Source organism: Halobacillus sp. (assembly GCF_049282395.1).
Taxonomy (GTDB): Bacteria; Bacillota; Bacilli; order Bacillales; family Halobacillaceae; genus Halobacillus.
Genome location: NZ_JBAPTY010000355.1, coordinates 1 through 17,551, shown reverse-complemented (window position 1 = coordinate 17,551; position 17,551 = coordinate 1). Strand labels below are relative to the sequence as shown.

Sequence of the window (17,551 nt, the reverse complement as noted above, 5' to 3'; positions counted from 1 at the left end):
AAGACTTCATTATTTACATCGCGTTAAAATCATTCATGACTTCATTAAAAGGCTGGGTCATCCAAGCTTCACACGCTTTCACAGCAGCCTCTATACTTTCAGATACGGCGTCCTGTTCCTGCTTGGTAAACGTTCCAAGAACATAGTCCACGACGGAAACAGGGCCGTCGGGCCGTCCTACCCCTACACGTAAACGATTAAATTCCTTTGTACCTAAATGGTCAATAATATTACGGATCCCATTATGCCCACCGTGTCCGCCTTTTTTACGCAGACGTATCTTTCCTGGCGGAAGATCGAGATCATCATACACGACGAGAATATCATCTGCTTCCAGATCGAAAAAATTCATGAACTGAACCAGAGATTCCCCAGACAGGTTCATAAACGTCTGAGGTTTTAATAATAGAATTTTTTCACCATTTACATGTTCTATTGTATATATCCCCCGGAATTTCGTCTGTTCCAAGGACCAATGATTTTGCTTGACTAGCTCATCAAGAATCATAAACCCGATGTTATGACGTGTTTTTGCATATTTCTTACCTGGGTTTCCAAGACCTACTATACACTTCATTGCAAACTTCCTTTATCCAACATAGTCGTGCTCTCCTTAGTATAACAAAGGTTGATTAAAAATAATGTCAGTTTATATCGAGCTTGAAAAACAGCCCTTAAGAACAGCGCTTTAACATAGAAAAAAGGCGGGCCTTTTGGCCACGCCCTTTGTTCATCTCAGGATTATTCTTTATCTTCTGTTTCTTCATCCTGATCCTCATCATCACTTTTCTCATTGATGACTTCCGGCTCAGCATCTTCATCAGCGATTTCAGGCTCTTCCGGTACTTCTTCCGGAGGAGTAACAGCAACGATCGTGGTATCTGGATCTTCTGTGATTTCATATCCACGGGAAGATGTAATATCACTTACCAGAATGCTGTCACCAATGTTCAATTCAGAAACATCAATTAGAATTTCCTCAGGAATGTTAGCCGGCTTCGCACGAACAGCCAAATCATAAAGCGGCTGCTGAAGGACGCCGCCTTCTTTACTTCCTGCTGCTTCCCCTTCAAGGTGAACAGGTACTTCAACGTCCATTTCCTGGCTCATGTCCACGATATAGAAGTCCGCATGGATTAACTCATCTTTTAGAGGGTCAACCTGATATTCGTGCAGCATAACATCTACACTGTCTTTACCTTCTATATCAAGGGAAATGATGGCGTTCTTACCTTCATCACGTACTGTTTTAAGCAATTCGATGCTGTTAACAGAAACAGTGATTGGCTCTTTATCTTTCCCGTAAACTACGCTTGGTACGTTACCTTCTTGTCGCAATTCACGTGTCACTGATTGTTTTAATTCGTTTCTTTGAGATGCTTTTAATGAAATAGACAAATTACTCAACCTCCAATAATATACCAGTCATCTGGTCTTTTTCCCGTTTCGCTCAAACGTTAAACCTATTTTCTCATAAACTTCTTAATCAAACAAGCTACTGATGGATTGACGTTCATGAACACGAATAATCGCTTCACTAATTAAACCGGCAACGGATAGTTCAGTGATTTTTTCGCTTGCTTTATCTTCGCCAAGAGGAATAGTATTCGTAACGACCAGCTCTTTAATTTTAGAACTGTCGATGCGATCAATAGCAGGACCGGACAGTACAGGGTGAGTACAGCATGCATACACTTCTGTGGCCCCATTTTCAACTAGTGCATTCGCTGCTAATGTAATCGTTCCTGCTGTATCAATAATGTCATCAATGATAATGGCCGTTTTCCCTTCAATATTCCCCACAATATTCATAACTTCAGAAACATTCGGGCGAGGACGTCGCTTATCAATAATGGCGATTGGCGCTTTTAAGCGATCGGCCATTTTGCGAGCACGCGTTACACCGCCGTGATCTGGTGAAACGATAACCACATCTTCAAAGTTCTTCTCTTCGAAGTAATCCGATAAAATCGGAACTCCTACTAAATGGTCAATAGGAAGGTTGAAGAACCCTTGAATTTGAGGAGCATGAAGGTCCAGCATAAGGACGCGCGAAGCTCCGGCTGTTTCCAGAAGATCCGCTACCAGCTTAGCCGTAATTGGTTCACGTGCACGGGCTTTACGATCCTGACGCGCATAACCATAATAAGGCATTACGATGTTAATCGTTCTGGCTGAAGCACGCTTCAAGGCATCAATCATAATCAGGAGTTCCATGATGTGCTGATTCACAGGTTCGCATGTAGATTGAACAACGTAAACGTCGCAGCCACGGATACTCTCTTCGATATTAATTTGAATTTCTCCATCGCTAAAGCTTGTTACCGTACACTTCCCTAATTCCACCCCGATATTTTCAGCAATTTCCTTTGCCAATTCAGGATTGGAGTTCAGTGAGAATACTTTCAGTTTTGAATCCTTATACCCAGTTGCCATGGATTGAACCCTCCGTTACTCTTTTTTATTCGATTTCATTTTTGCAGCGTAACCTTCTTTATTGGTCTGTCTCGCTCTAGCGATAGATAAAGCTTCAGCAGGGACATCCTCATTAATCGTAGAACCCGCTGCTACGTAAGCGCCTTTTCCAACAGTTACAGGTGCTACTAAATTAGAGTTGCAGCCTATGAAGGCATCATCCTGAATCGTGGTTAAGTGTTTATTATGCCCATCATAATTCACAGTTATTGTACCACAACCGATATTCACACCATCTCCAACCTCTGCATCCCCGATGTAACTAAGGTGGGAAACTTTACTTCCGCTTCCGAATGAAGCTTTTTTAACTTCAACAAAGTTACCTACTTTTACTTCATCGCCAAGCGAAGAAGCTGGTCGGATGTGAGCATAGGGTCCTACCTGCACCCGCTCACCAATATGGCTGTCAGCTGCCACGCTTTGTTTAATAACTGTGCCTTTTCCGACAAAACAATTCGTAATCGATGAATGAGGACCTACTATTGCATCCTCCTCGATCATTGTGTTCCCTTCAATTACACAGCCAGGCTCTATGACAACATCACGGCTGATTTGTACGTCAGGACCGATGTAAGTCTGATCAGGATCAACTATCGTAACGCCATTTCTCATATGCTGCTCATTAATACGCTGCTTCATTAACTTTTCTGCTTTAGATAACGCCACTCGATCGTTTACTCCAAGTGACTCTGAGAAATCAGGGGTTTGATAAGCACTGATCTTATCGGATTCGTTCTTAAGGATTTCAATGACGTCAGGCAGATAATATTCACCTTGAGCATTATCATTTGCCACGTTTTGCAAAGCTTCAAAAAGCTTCTGGTTATCAAAGCAGTAAGTACCTGTATTGATTTCCTGGATAGCTTTTTCTTCTTCAGAAGCGTCTTTTTGCTCTACGATTCGCTCTACTTGCGCGTTGCCGCCTCTAATCACACGTCCGTAACCTGATGGATCATCTGCATGGGCTGTAAGTATAGTGGCTTGAGCATTTTCTTCATCATGATGATCCAGCAGCTTCTGCAGCGTCTCGGCTGTTAATAAAGGGGTATCCCCGCATACAACAACGGTTGTTCCTTCTTTATCAGCCAGAATATCCTCAGCCTTTAAAACCGCATGGCCTGTCCCCAGTTGTTCTTCCTGAACGACATAATGGCTGTCCTCACCCAGTTGATGCTGAACTTTCTCAGCTCCAAATCCAACGACTGTAATTAATTCGTTAAGTTCCAGTGTATTTAGTTGATCAACGACGTGCTGCACCATAGGCTTACCGCACACAGGATGTAAAACCTTATATAGTTTTGATTTCATGCGAGTGCCTTGGCCTGCTGCCAGCACGACAGCATATCGGTTAGTCATGAACGTACCTCCATCCTATTTATCCATTATGAATAATATCTTAAAATCCTCTTGATTTCAACAATCCGTCCTTTTACAAAATAAGCTCTACAAAAAGAGTTTTTCCCCATCAAAAAGGAGTCTAACCTAAAATAAGGTCAGACTCCTTTGATCTTCGTAAGTATTAGGAAGCTCCGGCTTCTTCATATTCCACTTCTGATTGTTCCTCGTCGCCAGCACGCTCATAAGCTTCCAGCACAGCATCTTGAATTTTTCCACGTGTGCCAGAATTAATCGGGTGTGCAATGTCTCTGAACTCTCCATCAGGAGTACGTTTACTAGGCATCGCTACAAACAACCCATTGTTACCATCAATCACCCGTATGTCGTGGACAACAAACTCCTGATCTAAGGTAATAGAAGCAATTGCTCGCATTCTTCCATCAGTATTCACGCGTCGCAGCCTTACGTCAGTTACTTCCATTATCATTCACCACCTTTTTTACAAAAGAACTTATGTAGTTAAATTCCACAAAACGGTAAAAATTCCTGCAACTTTTATAAAAAAATTTCGTTTTCCTTAATTTTTCTTTCAAACCAAAAAAAGAAAGTCCCGAACTATGAAGTCAGGACTTTCTTGAGACACTATAAATAATTAAGAAGATTTCCAGGAATAACTTCAATGGAACCTTTGCGGTCATCTGCATTCAGGATTTGAACAAGCGAGATGTAGTCATCCACCACTCGTTCTTCATCCTCATCTTCTGCTTCGGCTAAAACGCCGATACCGACCACCTCAGCGTTAAATTCATTGAGAAGATTCTTCATTCCGCTGATCGTTCCTCCAGCTTTCATAAAATCATCTATAATACAAACTTTAGAGCCTTCTTTTAGAGATCGTTTTGTTAAAACCATGGTCTGAATCTTCCGCGTTGAGCCGGACACATAATTAATGCTAAGAGTAGATCCTTCGGTAACTTTGGGATCTCTCCTTGCAATCACAACCGGGACATTTAAATAAGACGCAACGGCATAGGCAAGCGGAATGCCCTTTGTCGCGACCGTAATAATGGCATCAATATCTCTGTCTCTAAATGCAGAAGCAAATAAACGCCCGATGCTTCTTGTTGCTTCGGGATCCCCAAGGATGTCACTCATAAATAAATAACCTCCAGGTAAAAGCCGCTCCGGATCTTCTAATCGTCTGCAAAGCTGATGAACGAACTCTTCGCTGTACTCTTTAGAAAATGCCGGAATATATTTAACTCCTCCTGAAGCTCCAGAAACAGACTCTAAGTAACCAATACCTTCATGTTGAAACATTTTATTTATAATCCCTAAATCCTCACTAATTGAGGATTTAGCCGCATCATACTTCTCTGAGAAAAATGGCAGCGAAATCAATTCGCGTGGCCGATCAAGAATAAAATGAGTCATTGCAACCAACCGTTCACTTCTTTTCATTGGCAATACACCCCGAAATCCGAATATTAATAATAAATATATCAGATTTGTACGGGTTTTATCAAGTTCTTTCTTGATATCCGAGCATACGAACGACGTACACTTCCGTACAGAAACCTTTTAAGCTGTTGTAAATCCTTTGAGCTCTGGCATCCGTATCGACTAAAGAAAAGACGGTTGGACCGCTACCGCTCATTAACACCGCATCGGCTCCAGCCTGTCGCATCTGCTCTTTAATCTGCCCCACTTCTCTGTGAAGATTGAGAGTTACTCCTTCAAGCGTATTCCCTACCTGCGCACAAATGGCATCAAAATCATAATCCATTAACGCTTCAATCATCGCATTGGTGTTGGGATGATGAGCATCAGCAAGGTTCAGATTCTGATAAACCGTCTGGGTAGAAACACCAAGAGGAGGCTTAGCTAACACCACCCAGCAAGGGGGAGGAGCCGGAAGAGGCGTAACCTTTTCCCCTCTCCCGGTCGCATGTGCGGTTCCACCATAAAGGCAGAAAGAAACATCAGATCCTATTTCAGCCCCTAAAACGGCCAGTTCGTCCAGACTTTTATTTAAGCCCCACAAACGGTTTACTCCACGAAGTACAGCTGCTGCATCACTGCTCCCTCCTGCGAGACCAGCAGCTACCGGAATATTTTTCTCAATAAAAATACGCACGCCCTGTTTCACTGAATAGTGATCTTTCATTAGTTTAGCTGCCCGATACGCAAGGTTACGTTCATCATTTGGTACGAAACGACTTTCCGACTCTACACGTATGGAACCGTCCTCTAACGTGTTCAACTCAATCCGGTCAGCAAGGTCCACGGTGGTCATCACCATCTCGACTTCATGGAACCCATCTTCACGTTTATGTAAGACGTCTAAAGACAAATTGATTTTAGCGGGAGCTTTCTCAAAAATTTGCATTCAAGCACCTCATCCTAACAGATTATCTTAAAGCATTGTACCATATTTTAAGGCGTTAGGCAGAGGACCTGAAATTTGCATATCTCCTTCAACATGACTTTGGTAATCTCTGCGTTGATTTTAAAGAAAAGCTACCGTTTGTTGAAGACTTGATTTCGAGATATTGGTGGAGCTGAAGGTCCTTCGGGGGACGATTTCGCTTTCCGCGGGCATGAGGTGAGCTTCCTCGGGCTTTGCAGCCCTGCGGGATCTCACCGATCATGTTCATCCCGCAGGAGTCTACATCGTCCCCCTCCGGACCTGGCCGAATTAGAACCTTGAAACCACTTAAGATATCTTCTTGATGACCAAAAAAAAAGGGAATATGAGCCTGTATTCATGCTATAAAGATGTAAAGATAGCCTGTCATAGAAGCATTTAAGACCAGTTAAGAAGGAGAGCATACTCTCTTCTGGCCGGGTCTGTTATTCTCCCGCGGCTGAGTTGGTGGGGAAATGACGAGACTCCCATGGGAGAAGGAACTAGGTGAGATCCCGCAGGGAGTGAAACGAGCGAGGAACCTCACCGTTCCCCCTAGGAAAGCGAGTTATTTCCCCAACAACTCTCATTTTTTGGCAACGGACCCAGTATATCTTGAAACTGAGTCTTACAGTAACCGGCCCTATTGTTGAATAAGTGTCCTATGCAATCGCGACACAGGGCCAGATGTAAAAAAGCTCCCTGAAGCTTCTATAGGCTTCAGGGAGCTTTGATCTATTTTTGCTGTTCTCTTATCATCTGTTCTTGTGCTTTCTCTATCGCCCGTTTCACCATATTGCCGGCTTCGCGTGTCGTAATACCGCCCCAGCCGTCTTTTTGAACCTTGTCGTAAAACCCAAGTTCTTTCGCGATCTCTTCTTTAAACGAATCGGACATCATACTTCTTCTGCGCCCCATCGTCTTCAGCTCCTTTCGCAACCACTAAAGCTACGACAAGGTTAGTATATGATTTTGTAACGAAGCTATCCGAGAAAAGATTGGATGATCTCACAGCTGTTCCCACTTTATAAAAAACAAAAAGCAGCAAACGTGGAGTTTACTGCTCGAGAGCCAAGGTCTGTAAATCATCGAAATTCAGTTCTACTGTCTCAGTAAGAACATCGGCATAGCTATAGGATACACGTTCAAAAGCATTTTCTTCCTGGTCCAGTTCAACAATAAAAACGGCTGGGTATGTTTCAGCCAGAATTCCTGAGCGTTCAATCGTTTTACGACGTCCACCATTTGCTTTCAGGGTTAGACGTCTGCCAATTTGCCCTTCCAGGGATTGTTTGATTTCTACTAACGTTTTAGCCACTACACTCCACCTCACTGTTATTTATAGTACCACAGAGATTGGACAAAGTCAAATAAAACTATAAATTATACCAATATGTCAAAATCCATGTCAACATAAAAATTTTATAGATGTTCTCTGCTAGGTTATCCAATAACAGGAAAAATATGTGACTCTCTTCAAAAAATGAAAAAGACCTTGCTTTTTCTTTTCTTTAGGCAGGTCTTCTACATGTGTGGACCAAACACACGTTAATTTGAGTATATGAGTGTTTCCGTTCAAATATAACTAACTGATGTCATTAGGAGGGATCTTCCGAATATTCCGAATAAGGAATACCGATTCTCAAAAGACCGCGGGTCTCCACTCCCCCGAGCCCTTTTTCTCCACTAATTGTATTACGGATGACTTCCCAAATATTAATGTGATCCATAAAGGAAGTATAAGCTACACGCGCTGCAACATATACGGGATCAATTGCATGTATATTAACCCTTGAAGGCGAACTGGCAAAATTAGCTCCAGCTCTGATTAAAGATTCAAAATGCGATTGACAGGCTCCTGCAAAGATAACCATCTGGTCAAAATTCGGATACTTCTGCCTTATATTCCTAACCGCCTCCACAAAAAAACGGGAGTGACGATATGCTTCAAGCTCCCTTACAGAACCTTTAGTCTTTGAATAGGCATCATGTCCTGTAAGCACTACAATTTCCGGCTGGACTTTTTCTATAAGCCCCATTACCTGCTCCGGCATTTCTTTTTCATGCATATATTGACCATGCACTTGTATTCCCAGCTCTTCATAAAGAGCAATACATTTCTTCAGAAAGAGAGGGTCTCCATCTATATGAAGCACGCGGGGAGGAATTTGAAAATATTTAGCATCCTTCCCTGTAGCATAACCACTCTCAGCCTGGGAATCCCGTTTCTCTTTTAGAAGCCGATAGTCCTGTTTAAAGAGTCTGTAAGAAAAAGCTTCCTGTTCATCTACTTCTACTTTTCTTCTGTGGTATTCGTCTCCACTCACTTTTTCTAAATCCTCAAGTGGCGCATCCGCTTCTAAGCGGATATGTTCTCCCATGAGTTTAACAAGTGGTTTATCACAATTTTTCACACGAAAAATGATGTCATGCTGATACGACTTTCTTGTAACAAGATCTCCTTTTGTTATCATGGTTCACCCACCTCACAAAGAGCACTACATTAGTGTATGTGAGTTTGGCTGCCCTGTGTCATTTAGATGGATTCTGAATAAAAAACATTTGCTAATCGAGCAAACTCTTCCATCGTTAATGATTCTCCACGGCGTCCAGGATCAATATCAGCTCTTTGCAGACGCTGTCGAATTTCTTCCTTATCCATTTTACCTTTAAAATGCCGGGCTAAGTTATTCATTAAAGTTTTTCGACGCTGGCCAAATGTTGCTCTGGCGATCTCAAAAAAGAAATTCTCATCTTCCACTTCAACAGGAGGCTGGTCGCGCATTTTAAGGTGAAGCACAGAAGAATCAACATTAGGCTGAGGCATAAACACGGTCTTAGGTACGTTCATGGATACATGAGCTTCGGTATAATACTGTACCGCTATAGAAAGCGAACCATAGCTTTTTGTATTTGGTTTAGCGGCCATACGGTCGGCCACTTCTTTTTGGATCATCACAGTGATACTGTCAATCGGAAGCTGATCCATCAGCAGTTTCATTAAGATTGGAGTAGTGATGTAATAGGGAAGATTCGCTACGACGTGAATCTCCTGTCCTTCATGAAATGTATTTTTAATAACCCTTGTCACATCAGCTTCTAATATGTCCTGGTTGATAATGTGTACATTATCGTAAGCACTCAGCGTATCTTCAAGAATGGGGAGCAGGCGCTGGTCAATTTCAAAAGCAGCCACCCGATCGGCATGAATAGCCAGTTGTTCAGTCAGAGCTCCAATCCCTGGACCAATTTCAATGACTCCTACAGAATGGTCAATCCCTGCATGCTCGATAATGTTTTTCAATATATTTACATCTATTAAGAAATTTTGACCCAGACTTTTCTTGAAAGAAAATCCATACGTTTCTAATATTTCCTTTGTCCGCGTGGGTGTAGCGACTGCTTTATTATTCATTGCTTTCCTCCTCTATGATACGCTGCATCGCCTCTTCTAATTGCTCTGCAGTGATTTGAAACATATTTAACCGGCGCAGCAACTGCTTCCCATTGGTTTTGCCAATATGAAGTTCAATTCCTAATTTTTCTCTCCGTTTTCTGGCAGACGGCCCTCCAATCAGGCCATAATCAATTAAATCCTCTTTGGTAATGTAACCTTCGGAGAATTCCATTAGTTCATACACAGAGCCCAAAGCTTCCTGAATATCATCTACAGTGGCATGTTCAATTCCCACCCCTTTATCACGTTTGGCACGTGCCAAATGCTTAGGTAAAAAAGCATGCTTGCAGCCAGGAACGTATTGATCTACGATGTGTCGAATCCGCTCTCCTGGAAAATCAGGATCCGTAAAGATGATAACCCCTCGTTTAGCCTGAGCGTGGCTGATCTGCTCTAACACCTCTTCGTCAATAGCAGATCCATTCGTTTCAATGGTGTCGGCCTCCACGGCTTCACGAATTCTTGCGGTATCATCTTTTCCCTCCACTACAATCACTTCTTTTATTTTCAACTTTATTTCCTCCTGTTTATTCACCTCAATTAATCTTTTCATAGCATACCACGAGTGTATAACGGAAAAAAAGCAGAGGAAGGATGCCTCTGCTTAGTCCAGAACTTTGACCTTAACTTGCTGACGGCCGAAGCTCAGTGCTTGTTCCTTATCTGGAACGAAAAGATCTATACGTTTACCATTAATCGCACCACCGGTATCCCCTGCTATAGCATACCCGTAGCCTTCTACCCAGACACGGCTTCCCAACGGAATCACATCGGGATCTACAGCTATCACTTTTTTATCTGGATTGCCGTTTAGATTTATCCCGGTAGCGGTTACTCCTGAGCAGCCTGTACATTGGGCAGTGTATGCAGTAGCATGCATATAAAGCGTCTCTTCTTTATTACTTTGACTGTCCCTAGAAGCTGCCGTTACTTCTTCGGATGTTGAGCGATTCGAAGGTTTTTTTGAGATTTCCTTTTGAACGGGTTCATTAGGTGCAGATTGACTGGCTGTACGGAGAGAACGGCCAGCGTGCTCAGCATCAGACACTTTCTTACCTTTTTCTGCTTTTGTCCCAATAGCAACCACTTGATTCCGGCTTTCTTTTTCTACCGTCTCTTCCAGCAATTCACGAGCCGCTACCTCACCGTTTTTAAGAGTCACTTCATATTTTTGGGTGATTAGTCCGTATTCTCCATCACGTAACGTACGTTTTTCTCCCTTCGGAAGCGAATCGTCTTTCCGGGTTTCTACAGAATAATCGATCTTCTTATCTTTATAATCTGTTACTTTCTCAACCCGTATCACACGTACAGGCATGTCCGCTGCTAACGGTTCATTGAGAGCAGGCTTTAATTCATCTAAGGGGGAAAGGGTTATTTTCTGCTGGTTTAGCACCTCTTCAACAGTTGACGCTGTAGTCCATACTTCTTTTTCATTGCCGCCATCGTCTATAACGACAGGAATAGCCTGTCTTACCGTTATTTGCATGTCATCTTTAATAGAGGCTGGTTCAGAATGCGAGATTAGATCGTGCTCTTGGAAACTCAGCCCTTCTTTTTCAAAAAACTCCCCCACTGTAGCAGCCGTTGTATGATAATTCTTTGCCGGTTGATCATCCATAGCTATGGACAAGGATTTAGAAGCTATGTACTGAATGTCCATCCCGTATGTAACGGGTTGTGTGAGTTTATGTGAAAGTTCGTCAGTAGGCTGGACTTTTATTTCCAGTTCAGTCAGCAGATCACCGACCGTATTAGAATGAGTACGAATGACTTCAGACTTGCCGTTTTCTGTGAGTTGTACAGAAGCTTTAGTAGCTTCATACGTTACCATTGATATAAAGCACAAACTTATAATAGTTAGTACAAGTATCCATGTTTCCTTATACCTCATCACTGATTGGAACGGGTTCGTCTTCATGTTCATCCTTCTTCCTCATATTGAGTTTTTATGAATGTATCCAAATTCAAAGGTCCTTCTTCCACAATAAGGCCGGATTGTAGAAATCTCCGTTTCGAGATAAGTTGGATCCGTGACGATATGTAGAGAAGGGCTAATGGGGAAATAACTCGCTTTCCTATAGGAGAACGGTGATCTCCTCGGAGGACCTTCCTCATAAAACAATATCTTGAAACGAAGTTTTCCACTATCGGGAGCTTCTATGTAGTATTCGAAAAGGTAATTTTACAGAGCAAATAAAAAAAGAAGCCAGCTTGGGTAAAGCTGGCTTCTTTATTATGCAATTTCCTATGAATAATTAACATAACAGTCATGTTACAGTTCCAGTACAAATAAGAGGTATTTCTGTAACAATTGACCCTGTATTATGATTTAATACCAAAAAATTGAAGAGCGTTTGAAGTCGTCACTTCGCTCACCTCTTCAAAGGTGATTTCTTTTAACTCAGCTATTTGTTCGGCCACAAGTTTTACGTATGCCGGCTCATTGCGCTTGCCTCGATTAGGATGAGGGGCAAGGAATGGGCAATCTGTTTCTACCAGCATATGCTTCAAGTCTATCGCTTTAGCCACTTCTTTCGGCAGCTTGGCATTTTTAAAGGTGACCGGACCTCCGAGAGAAATCATAAAGTTCATGTCTATACATTCCCGGGCCGTCTCAACCGGGCCGCTATAGCAATGCATGATTCCTCCTACTTCAGAAGCGTCTTCTTCTTTTAATATTTCCACGATATCATCAGTCGCTTCACGATTATGAATAATAATGGGCATCTTCACTTTCTTAGCCAGACGGATTTGTTTTCGAAAGACCTCTTTTTGAACATCTGCTGGAGACTTGTCCCAATGGTAATCCAGACCCATCTCTCCTATTGCAACAACCTTAGGATGAGAAGAGAGTTCTTCAATCCACTTAAGCTCCTTGTCTGACAAGTCAACGGCATCAACAGGGTGCCAGCCGACGGCCGCATAAATTTTCTCATGGCTTTCAGCAATTTCAATAGCTTTAGGGATCGTTTTATGATCAAAGCCAACGACCGTCATATACTCTACTCCCGCTTCATTGGCGCGTTGTATGGTAGCTTCCAAATCTTCCTCGAATTGATCCGCATTTAAGTGGACATGTGTATCAAAAAGCATAGAAATCCCCTTTCTTCTTCATTTGATAACAAAAAGGGAAAGCTTAGTCCGGCTCTCCCTTTCTGTCATTACTTCAGTTATTTCACTTTAGTGCCATTGCTTAACGTTTGATCAACGGAAGCTAAGGACAGTGTTCCTTGATCATCTTCACCGGCTAGAATCATTCCTTGAGATAGTTCGCCGCGAAGCTTCACAGGTTTCAAATTCGTGATGCAGATTACTTTTTTTCCAACGAGTTGCTCCGGAGTATAGTGTTCAGCGATACCGGAAATAACCTGGCGTTTTTCATAACCAAGATCCAGCTGAATCTTTAATAGCTTATCGGTTTTTTTCACTGGCTCTGCCTTCACGACTTCCGCCACACGAAAATCCAGCTTCATGAAATCATCGATGGTGACTTCATCTGTGTCCGGCTTCTCTTCCTGCTCTTCTTCCTTGGGAGCAGCAGGCTTTTTCATCATATCTTTAATAATCTGTGTCTCTTCTTCGGCATCCAGGCGTGGGAAAATCGGGTCTTCTTTTTGAACGGCTGTGCCCGCTTCAATCGCGCCAAATTCGCTAAGACTCTGCCACGTTTTCTGTGCTTCTTCTTTTACACCAAGCTGTGTGAAAATACGTTCAGGTGTACGAGTTAAGAACGGCTGAAGCATAACCGCAATCTGACGCAAGGACTCTGTGAGGTGAGCCATAACATTACCAAGACGATCTTTCTTGCTTTCATCTTTAGCCAGGATCCACGGCTGCGTCTCATCAATATATTTATTCGTACGGCTAATAAACTTCCATAAATCGGAAAGAGCTACTGAGAACTCCATGTTCTCAAGAGCGTTCTCTACATTAAGGCGAGTTTCAAGCGCAAGCTTTTCCAGACTCTGATCATATTCGTCTTCACCAAGGGAAAGTTCAGGAATTTGACCATCAAAGTATTTACTAACCATAGCTACCGTGCGATTGAGTAGATTCCCGAGATCATTGGCCAGGTCATAGTTAGTCCGTTCTACGAATGCTTCCGGAGTGAAGACACCATCCGATCCAAATGGAACTTCACGAAGCAGGTAGTAACGAAGTGCATCGAGACCATAACGTTCACTTAGCTGGACAGGGTCTACCACATTCCCTTTAGATTTAGACATTTTTCCGTCTTTCATCAAAATCCAGCCGTGGGCAAAGACTTTTTTCGGAAGTGGAAGATCAAGAGCCATGAGCATGATAGGCCAGTAAATCGTGTGGAAGCGTACAATTTCCTTTCCTACAAGCTGAACATCAGCTGGCCAGAATTTCTGATAGCGCTCATCGTCTTCTGTATCGAACCCTAGAGCAGAAATATAGTTACTTAACGCATCAATCCACACATAAATAACATGTTTTGCGTTACCTGGAACCTCTACTCCCCAGTCGAAAGTCGTGCGGGAAACCGCCAGGTCTTCGAGGCCAGGCTTAATGAAGTTATTGATCATTTCATTTTTTCGGCTTTCTGGCTGTATGAACGAAGGATTGTTTTCATAGAATTCAAGCAATTGATCTACGTAATTACTCATTTTAAAGAAGTAGGATTCTTCTTTAACCTTTTCGACTGGACCGCCGCAATCTGGGCAGTGACCATCATCAAGCTGACGTTCTGTGAAAAAGGATTCACAGGAAGTACAATACCAGCCTTCATATTCATCTAAATAGATATCGCCTTTTTTCATTAAGTAATCAAAGATTTTCGTTACGACTTCTTTATGACGATCTTGGGTGGTACGAATAAAATCATCGTAAGAAATGTCGAGTTTATCCCATAAATCATTAATGCCACTGACAATCTCATCCACGTAAGCCTGGGGCTGCACCCCTTGTTCCTCTGCTTTACGCTGAATTTTCTGTCCGTGCTCATCAGTACCGGTTAAATACATGACTTCATATCCTTGCAATCGTTTATATCTTGCCATAGCATCACCGGCTACAGTCGTGTAAGCATGTCCGATATGCAGATTACCGCTAGGGTAATAAATCGGCGTAGTAATGTAAAAGGTCTTCTTTTCCTCAGGCATTATTTTCCCTCCTCTGAAATTCCAAGCTGTGTAAGCTTCTATTCATTCATAATGGCTATTGTAACATTTTATCGATTTATCTACTTTATTTCCATTCCTAACATTAAAATATACCGAAAGAATTGGATAACTGTCAAAAAAAAGTTAAGATTGAACATTTCACATCTGTCATTACTTTGGTAAAATTAAGTGTAATCAAAAGATGGTTATTTCAACCATTTTTGGTAGAGTAGAGAGTTTCTATTACTCGCACAGGCCTGCTCAGGTACTCAGTGACACCGCCCAAAATACCCTAACCGGTATGTAAAGTTGGAAATAAACATCGGTTATAAGTAATTGACACGTTTGGGAATGGTTGGTACTATAATGGCGAGACATATGTCGAAACATGACGAAATAACTTTTGATTGAGGGGAGACAGAAAAATGAAATCTACAGGTATCGTACGTAAAGTTGACGAGTTAGGTCGTGTGGTAATTCCGATCGAACTACGTCGTACATTAGGAATTAATGAGAAGGACGCTTTGGAAATTTATGTTGATGATGATCGCATCGTCCTTAAAAAGTACAAGCCTAACATGACTTGCCATGTTACGGGGGAAGTTTCTGATGAAAATATGAAACTAGCAAATGGCAATCTTGTGTTAAGTAAAGAAGGCGCACAAATTCTCTTGCAAGAACTGCAGCAAAATCTTAAATAGATAAATAAATAAATAAAGAGTGACGACATTGGTTAATAAAGAGAATCAAACAACTAGACATATGTTGTAATATAAAATCCCTTACTGTTCACAGGCCTGGCAGTAAGGGATTTCTTTATTCATGCACATGGTAAGCCTGGTAGACCTCTCGTTTGGATAGTTTTCGATCCATGGATGTTTGTTTAATCGCCTGCTTGCTCTTCATAGCCTCTTTTTCCATGTAATGTTCTACATGTTCGATAACGGATAAGTGTGTCCACCAGAATGGATCCTCTTCTTCCTCTTCAAAGGATGCCCCTTCAACAATGATGCAGAATTCCCCACGTATTTCCTCTTTCGCAGACCATTCAAGGAGCTCTTCCAAGTTTCCTCTTACGAATTCTTCATATCTTTTTGATAGTTCCCTCGCGATCGTCGCTTTTCGATTTCCTAATTGTTCATGTGTATGGGAAAGCATTTCTTTTAAGCGGTGTGGTGATTCATAAAAAATTAAAGTGGCTTGTAAAGACTGCAGCTTTTCCAATTCTTCTAATCGGTCTTTTTTCTTACGTGGCAAAAAGCCACAAAAATAAAATTTTTCGGTAGAAATTCCAGAACCAGCTAGCGCAGGAAGGGCCGCATTTGCTCCGGGAAGTACGATTACAGGAATATCTCCTTCCACGCACTCTTTAACAAGATCTGACCCAGGATCTGAGATTCCCGGCATACCGGCATCGCTGACTACGGCGAGCTGTTCTCCGTTCCTCATGCGCTCGATCAGCTGAGGTCCGCGCATTTGTTTATTATGTTCATGATAACTGATTAATGGAGTATGAATATTAAAGTGATTCATCAATTTTTTTGTGTTTCTTGTATCCTCTGCCGCAATTCCAGCAACCTCATTTAGAGTTGAGACAGCTCTAAACGTCATATCTTCTAAATTACCTATAGGGGTAGGAACAACATATAAAGCTCCAGCTTCTGACCCATCTTTCTTATAGCTTTTCTGTATTTTCACCTTGGATCTCTCCTTCCAATGTTTCAGCAATCCATTGTTCTTTTTTTATACGAGATAACTGCTTAATTCGATATTCCTGCTGCAAAGCTTCTCGTTTAGTTTCGAATGCTTTTGTATATTCAAGTTTAAATGGACCCCGGCCGCGCGTGTACTTGGCACCTTTTCCAACCTCATGCTTTTTTAAACGGGCTTCCAGATTATTCGTGTAGCCTGTATAAAGCGATTGATCACTGCAGCGCAGAATATACACGATATGATTATTCCCCATACAGAATCTCCTTCAATTCAGAAGTGTATTCACCTTCGGAGGTAAGTGCATATAAAGGAGGCAGAATCTTAAGTCCTGGTTTGCCATCTCTGGTTCCTTCAATTAATAAAGTGTTTGCTTCTTTTCCTTCCTTTGGATAAACGAGACGCATCCGTTTAGGCTCTAAGCGGTGTTTTCGAAATAGCTCTATAATCTCCACCATCCGCTCCGGGCGATGAACCATAGATACTTTACCTCCAGATTTAGCCAATCGGCTGCAAGCTTCTATAACCTCTTCAAGCGTGCAATAAATCTCATGACGGGCAATTGCCAAATGTTCATTTATATTTCGCTCGTCCATTTGAGGAGTAGGGAAATAAGGAGGATTACAGGTAACGAGGTCAAATTTTCGATTGCCATATCGAGCCGGCATATCTTTTAAATCGCCATGAATCATGTCGAGCTGTGTGTTGAGTTTATTTAACTCAATATTCCGGCAAGCCATGTCATATAGTCTTTCCTGAATTTCCACACCGGTTATGGGTACTTCAGAACGTGTGGATAGAAATAAAGGAATGACGCCATTCCCTGTACAAAGGTCTAGAATCTTCCCTCTGGTTTTAGGTACATATGTAAAATCAGCCAGTAATACAGCATCAAGGGAAAAAGCAAATACCGTCGGACTTTGAATGATTCTCATATTTTGTTTTGCTAATAAAAAGTCAATTCGTTCGTCATCATATAGTTGTACCATCATGCTTGTTTCCTTTCTAACGTATGGAAGTTAATCAGATTTTCAT

General features: G+C 42.0%; 19 protein-coding genes. 1 reads left to right on the top strand and 18 read right to left on the bottom strand.

Features of this window, described 5'->3' with window-relative positions; all coding sequences use genetic code 11:
- Positions 1-13 precede the first annotated feature (13 nt).
- The 15 genes from pth to metG form a co-directional block, all read right to left on the bottom strand.
- On the bottom strand, positions 14-577 hold the full coding sequence (pth, locus tag WAM07_RS15005) for an aminoacyl-tRNA hydrolase (protein ID WP_422168121.1): 564 nt from the start codon (positions 575-577) through the stop codon (positions 14-16).
- 164 nt (positions 578-741) lie between these two features.
- A complete protein-coding gene (locus tag WAM07_RS15000; RefSeq protein ID WP_422168119.1) occupies positions 742-1,398 on the bottom strand; it encodes a 50S ribosomal protein L25/general stress protein Ctc in 657 nt (218 codons plus the stop codon).
- Positions 1,399-1,482: 84 nt separating this feature from the next.
- On the bottom strand, positions 1,483-2,436 hold the full coding sequence (locus WAM07_RS14995) for a ribose-phosphate diphosphokinase (protein WP_422168117.1): 954 nt from the start codon (positions 2,434-2,436) through the stop codon (positions 1,483-1,485).
- 15 nt (positions 2,437-2,451) lie between these two features.
- Positions 2,452-3,831: a bifunctional UDP-N-acetylglucosamine diphosphorylase/glucosamine-1-phosphate N-acetyltransferase GlmU gene (gene glmU / locus WAM07_RS14990; RefSeq protein WP_422168115.1), complete on the bottom strand. Its 1,380-nt coding sequence runs from the start codon at positions 3,829-3,831 to the stop codon at positions 2,452-2,454.
- Between the two features lie 163 nt (positions 3,832-3,994).
- Positions 3,995-4,294: a septation regulator SpoVG gene (spoVG, locus tag WAM07_RS14985; RefSeq protein ID WP_041601130.1), complete on the bottom strand. Its 300-nt coding sequence runs from the start codon at positions 4,292-4,294 to the stop codon at positions 3,995-3,997.
- A 161-nt stretch (positions 4,295-4,455) separates the two neighbouring features.
- Positions 4,456-5,274, bottom strand: a complete 819-nt coding sequence (gene purR / locus WAM07_RS14980) for a pur operon repressor (protein ID WP_089753603.1) — start codon at positions 5,272-5,274, stop codon at positions 4,456-4,458.
- Between the two features lie 61 nt (positions 5,275-5,335).
- Positions 5,336-6,202, bottom strand: coding sequence for a 4-(cytidine 5'-diphospho)-2-C-methyl-D-erythritol kinase (ispE, locus tag WAM07_RS14975; protein WP_014641356.1), 867 nt, complete (start codon positions 6,200-6,202; stop codon positions 5,336-5,338).
- Between the two features lie 753 nt (positions 6,203-6,955).
- A complete protein-coding gene (locus tag WAM07_RS14970) occupies positions 6,956-7,138 on the bottom strand; it encodes a small, acid-soluble spore protein, alpha/beta type (RefSeq protein ID WP_224895974.1) in 183 nt (60 codons plus the stop codon).
- A gap of 139 nt (positions 7,139-7,277) precedes the next feature.
- Positions 7,278-7,538 carry a biofilm formation stimulator Veg gene (gene veg / locus WAM07_RS14965; RefSeq protein WP_014641354.1) on the bottom strand — a complete coding sequence of 87 codons (261 nt, stop codon included), beginning with the start codon at positions 7,536-7,538 and terminating at the stop codon, positions 7,278-7,280.
- A gap of 280 nt (positions 7,539-7,818) precedes the next feature.
- Positions 7,819-8,694 (bottom strand): sporulation peptidase YabG, encoded by an 876-nt coding sequence (gene yabG, locus WAM07_RS14960; protein ID WP_422168112.1) that lies wholly within the window; start codon positions 8,692-8,694, stop codon positions 7,819-7,821.
- Between the two features lie 62 nt (positions 8,695-8,756).
- Entirely contained in the window at positions 8,757-9,635 is an 879-nt protein-coding gene (gene rsmA, locus WAM07_RS14955) for a 16S rRNA (adenine(1518)-N(6)/adenine(1519)-N(6))-dimethyltransferase RsmA (protein ID WP_422168110.1), read from the bottom strand.
- Positions 9,628-10,188, bottom strand: coding sequence for a ribonuclease M5 (rnmV, locus tag WAM07_RS14950; RefSeq protein ID WP_422168108.1), 561 nt, complete (start codon positions 10,186-10,188; stop codon positions 9,628-9,630). The genes rsmA and rnmV overlap by 8 nt, the downstream gene beginning before the upstream one ends.
- A gap of 93 nt (positions 10,189-10,281) precedes the next feature.
- On the bottom strand, positions 10,282-11,598 hold the full coding sequence (locus WAM07_RS14945) for a ubiquitin-like domain-containing protein (RefSeq protein ID WP_422168106.1): 1,317 nt from the start codon (positions 11,596-11,598) through the stop codon (positions 10,282-10,284).
- Between the two features lie 404 nt (positions 11,599-12,002).
- Entirely contained in the window at positions 12,003-12,773 is a 771-nt protein-coding gene (locus WAM07_RS14940) for a TatD family hydrolase (RefSeq protein WP_422168104.1), read from the bottom strand.
- Positions 12,774-12,850: 77 nt separating this feature from the next.
- Entirely contained in the window at positions 12,851-14,806 is a 1,956-nt protein-coding gene (metG, locus tag WAM07_RS14935; RefSeq protein ID WP_422168102.1) for a methionine--tRNA ligase, read from the bottom strand.
- Positions 14,807-15,231: 425 nt separating this feature from the next.
- Between metG and WAM07_RS14930 the strand changes: the two genes are divergently transcribed.
- Complete coding sequence (locus WAM07_RS14930) at positions 15,232-15,507, top strand: AbrB/MazE/SpoVT family DNA-binding domain-containing protein (RefSeq protein WP_014641347.1); 276 nt, start codon at positions 15,232-15,234, stop codon at positions 15,505-15,507.
- Between the two features lie 115 nt (positions 15,508-15,622).
- On the opposite strand, the gene rsmI is transcribed toward WAM07_RS14930, so the two are convergent.
- From rsmI to WAM07_RS14915, 3 genes are read right to left on the bottom strand one after another with little or no spacing between them, the layout of a single operon-like run.
- Complete coding sequence (gene rsmI, locus WAM07_RS14925) at positions 15,623-16,504, bottom strand: 16S rRNA (cytidine(1402)-2'-O)-methyltransferase (RefSeq protein ID WP_422168100.1); 882 nt, start codon at positions 16,502-16,504, stop codon at positions 15,623-15,625.
- Positions 16,482-16,772, bottom strand: a complete 291-nt coding sequence (locus WAM07_RS14920; RefSeq protein WP_422168098.1) for a GIY-YIG nuclease family protein — start codon at positions 16,770-16,772, stop codon at positions 16,482-16,484. The genes rsmI and WAM07_RS14920 overlap by 23 nt, the downstream gene beginning before the upstream one ends.
- Positions 16,762-17,505, bottom strand: a complete 744-nt coding sequence (locus tag WAM07_RS14915) for a tRNA1(Val) (adenine(37)-N6)-methyltransferase (protein ID WP_422168135.1) — start codon at positions 17,503-17,505, stop codon at positions 16,762-16,764. The genes WAM07_RS14920 and WAM07_RS14915 overlap by 11 nt, the downstream gene beginning before the upstream one ends.
- Between the last annotated feature and the right edge of the window lie 46 nt (positions 17,506-17,551).

Bases quoted from the DNA above. Each gene is read 5' to 3' on its own strand.
- purR (WP_089753603.1), bottom strand. From the start codon at position 5,274: ATGAAAAGAAGTGAACGGTTGGTTGCAATGACTCATTTTATTCTTGAT.
- rsmA (WP_422168110.1), bottom strand. From the start codon at position 9,635: ATGAATAATAAAGCAGTCGCTACACCCACGCGGACAAAGGAAATATTA.
- WAM07_RS14920 (WP_422168098.1), bottom strand. From the start codon at position 16,772: ATGGGGAATAATCATATCGTGTATATTCTGCGCTGCAGTGATCAATCG.
- WAM07_RS14970 (WP_224895974.1), bottom strand. From the start codon at position 7,138: ATGGGGCGCAGAAGAAGTATGATGTCCGATTCGTTTAAAGAAGAGATC.
- WAM07_RS14930 (WP_014641347.1), top strand. From the start codon at position 15,232: ATGAAATCTACAGGTATCGTACGTAAAGTTGACGAGTTAGGTCGTGTG.
- pth (WP_422168121.1), bottom strand. From the start codon at position 577: ATGAAGTGTATAGTAGGTCTTGGAAACCCAGGTAAGAAATATGCAAAA.
- WAM07_RS14940 (WP_422168104.1), bottom strand. From the start codon at position 12,773: ATGCTTTTTGATACACATGTCCACTTAAATGCGGATCAATTCGAGGAA.
- WAM07_RS14995 (WP_422168117.1), bottom strand. From the start codon at position 2,436: ATGGCAACTGGGTATAAGGATTCAAAACTGAAAGTATTCTCACTGAAC.
- yabG (WP_422168112.1), bottom strand. From the start codon at position 8,694: ATGATAACAAAAGGAGATCTTGTTACAAGAAAGTCGTATCAGCATGAC.
- ispE (WP_014641356.1), bottom strand. From the start codon at position 6,202: ATGCAAATTTTTGAGAAAGCTCCCGCTAAAATCAATTTGTCTTTAGAC.
- glmU (WP_422168115.1), bottom strand. From the start codon at position 3,831: ATGACTAACCGATATGCTGTCGTGCTGGCAGCAGGCCAAGGCACTCGC.
- spoVG (WP_041601130.1), bottom strand. From the start codon at position 4,294: ATGGAAGTAACTGACGTAAGGCTGCGACGCGTGAATACTGATGGAAGA.
- metG (WP_422168102.1), bottom strand. From the start codon at position 14,806: ATGCCTGAGGAAAAGAAGACCTTTTACATTACTACGCCGATTTATTAC.
- WAM07_RS14945 (WP_422168106.1), bottom strand. From the start codon at position 11,598: ATGAAGACGAACCCGTTCCAATCAGTGATGAGGTATAAGGAAACATGG.
- WAM07_RS14915 (WP_422168135.1), bottom strand. From the start codon at position 17,505: ATGGTACAACTATATGATGACGAACGAATTGACTTTTTATTAGCAAAA.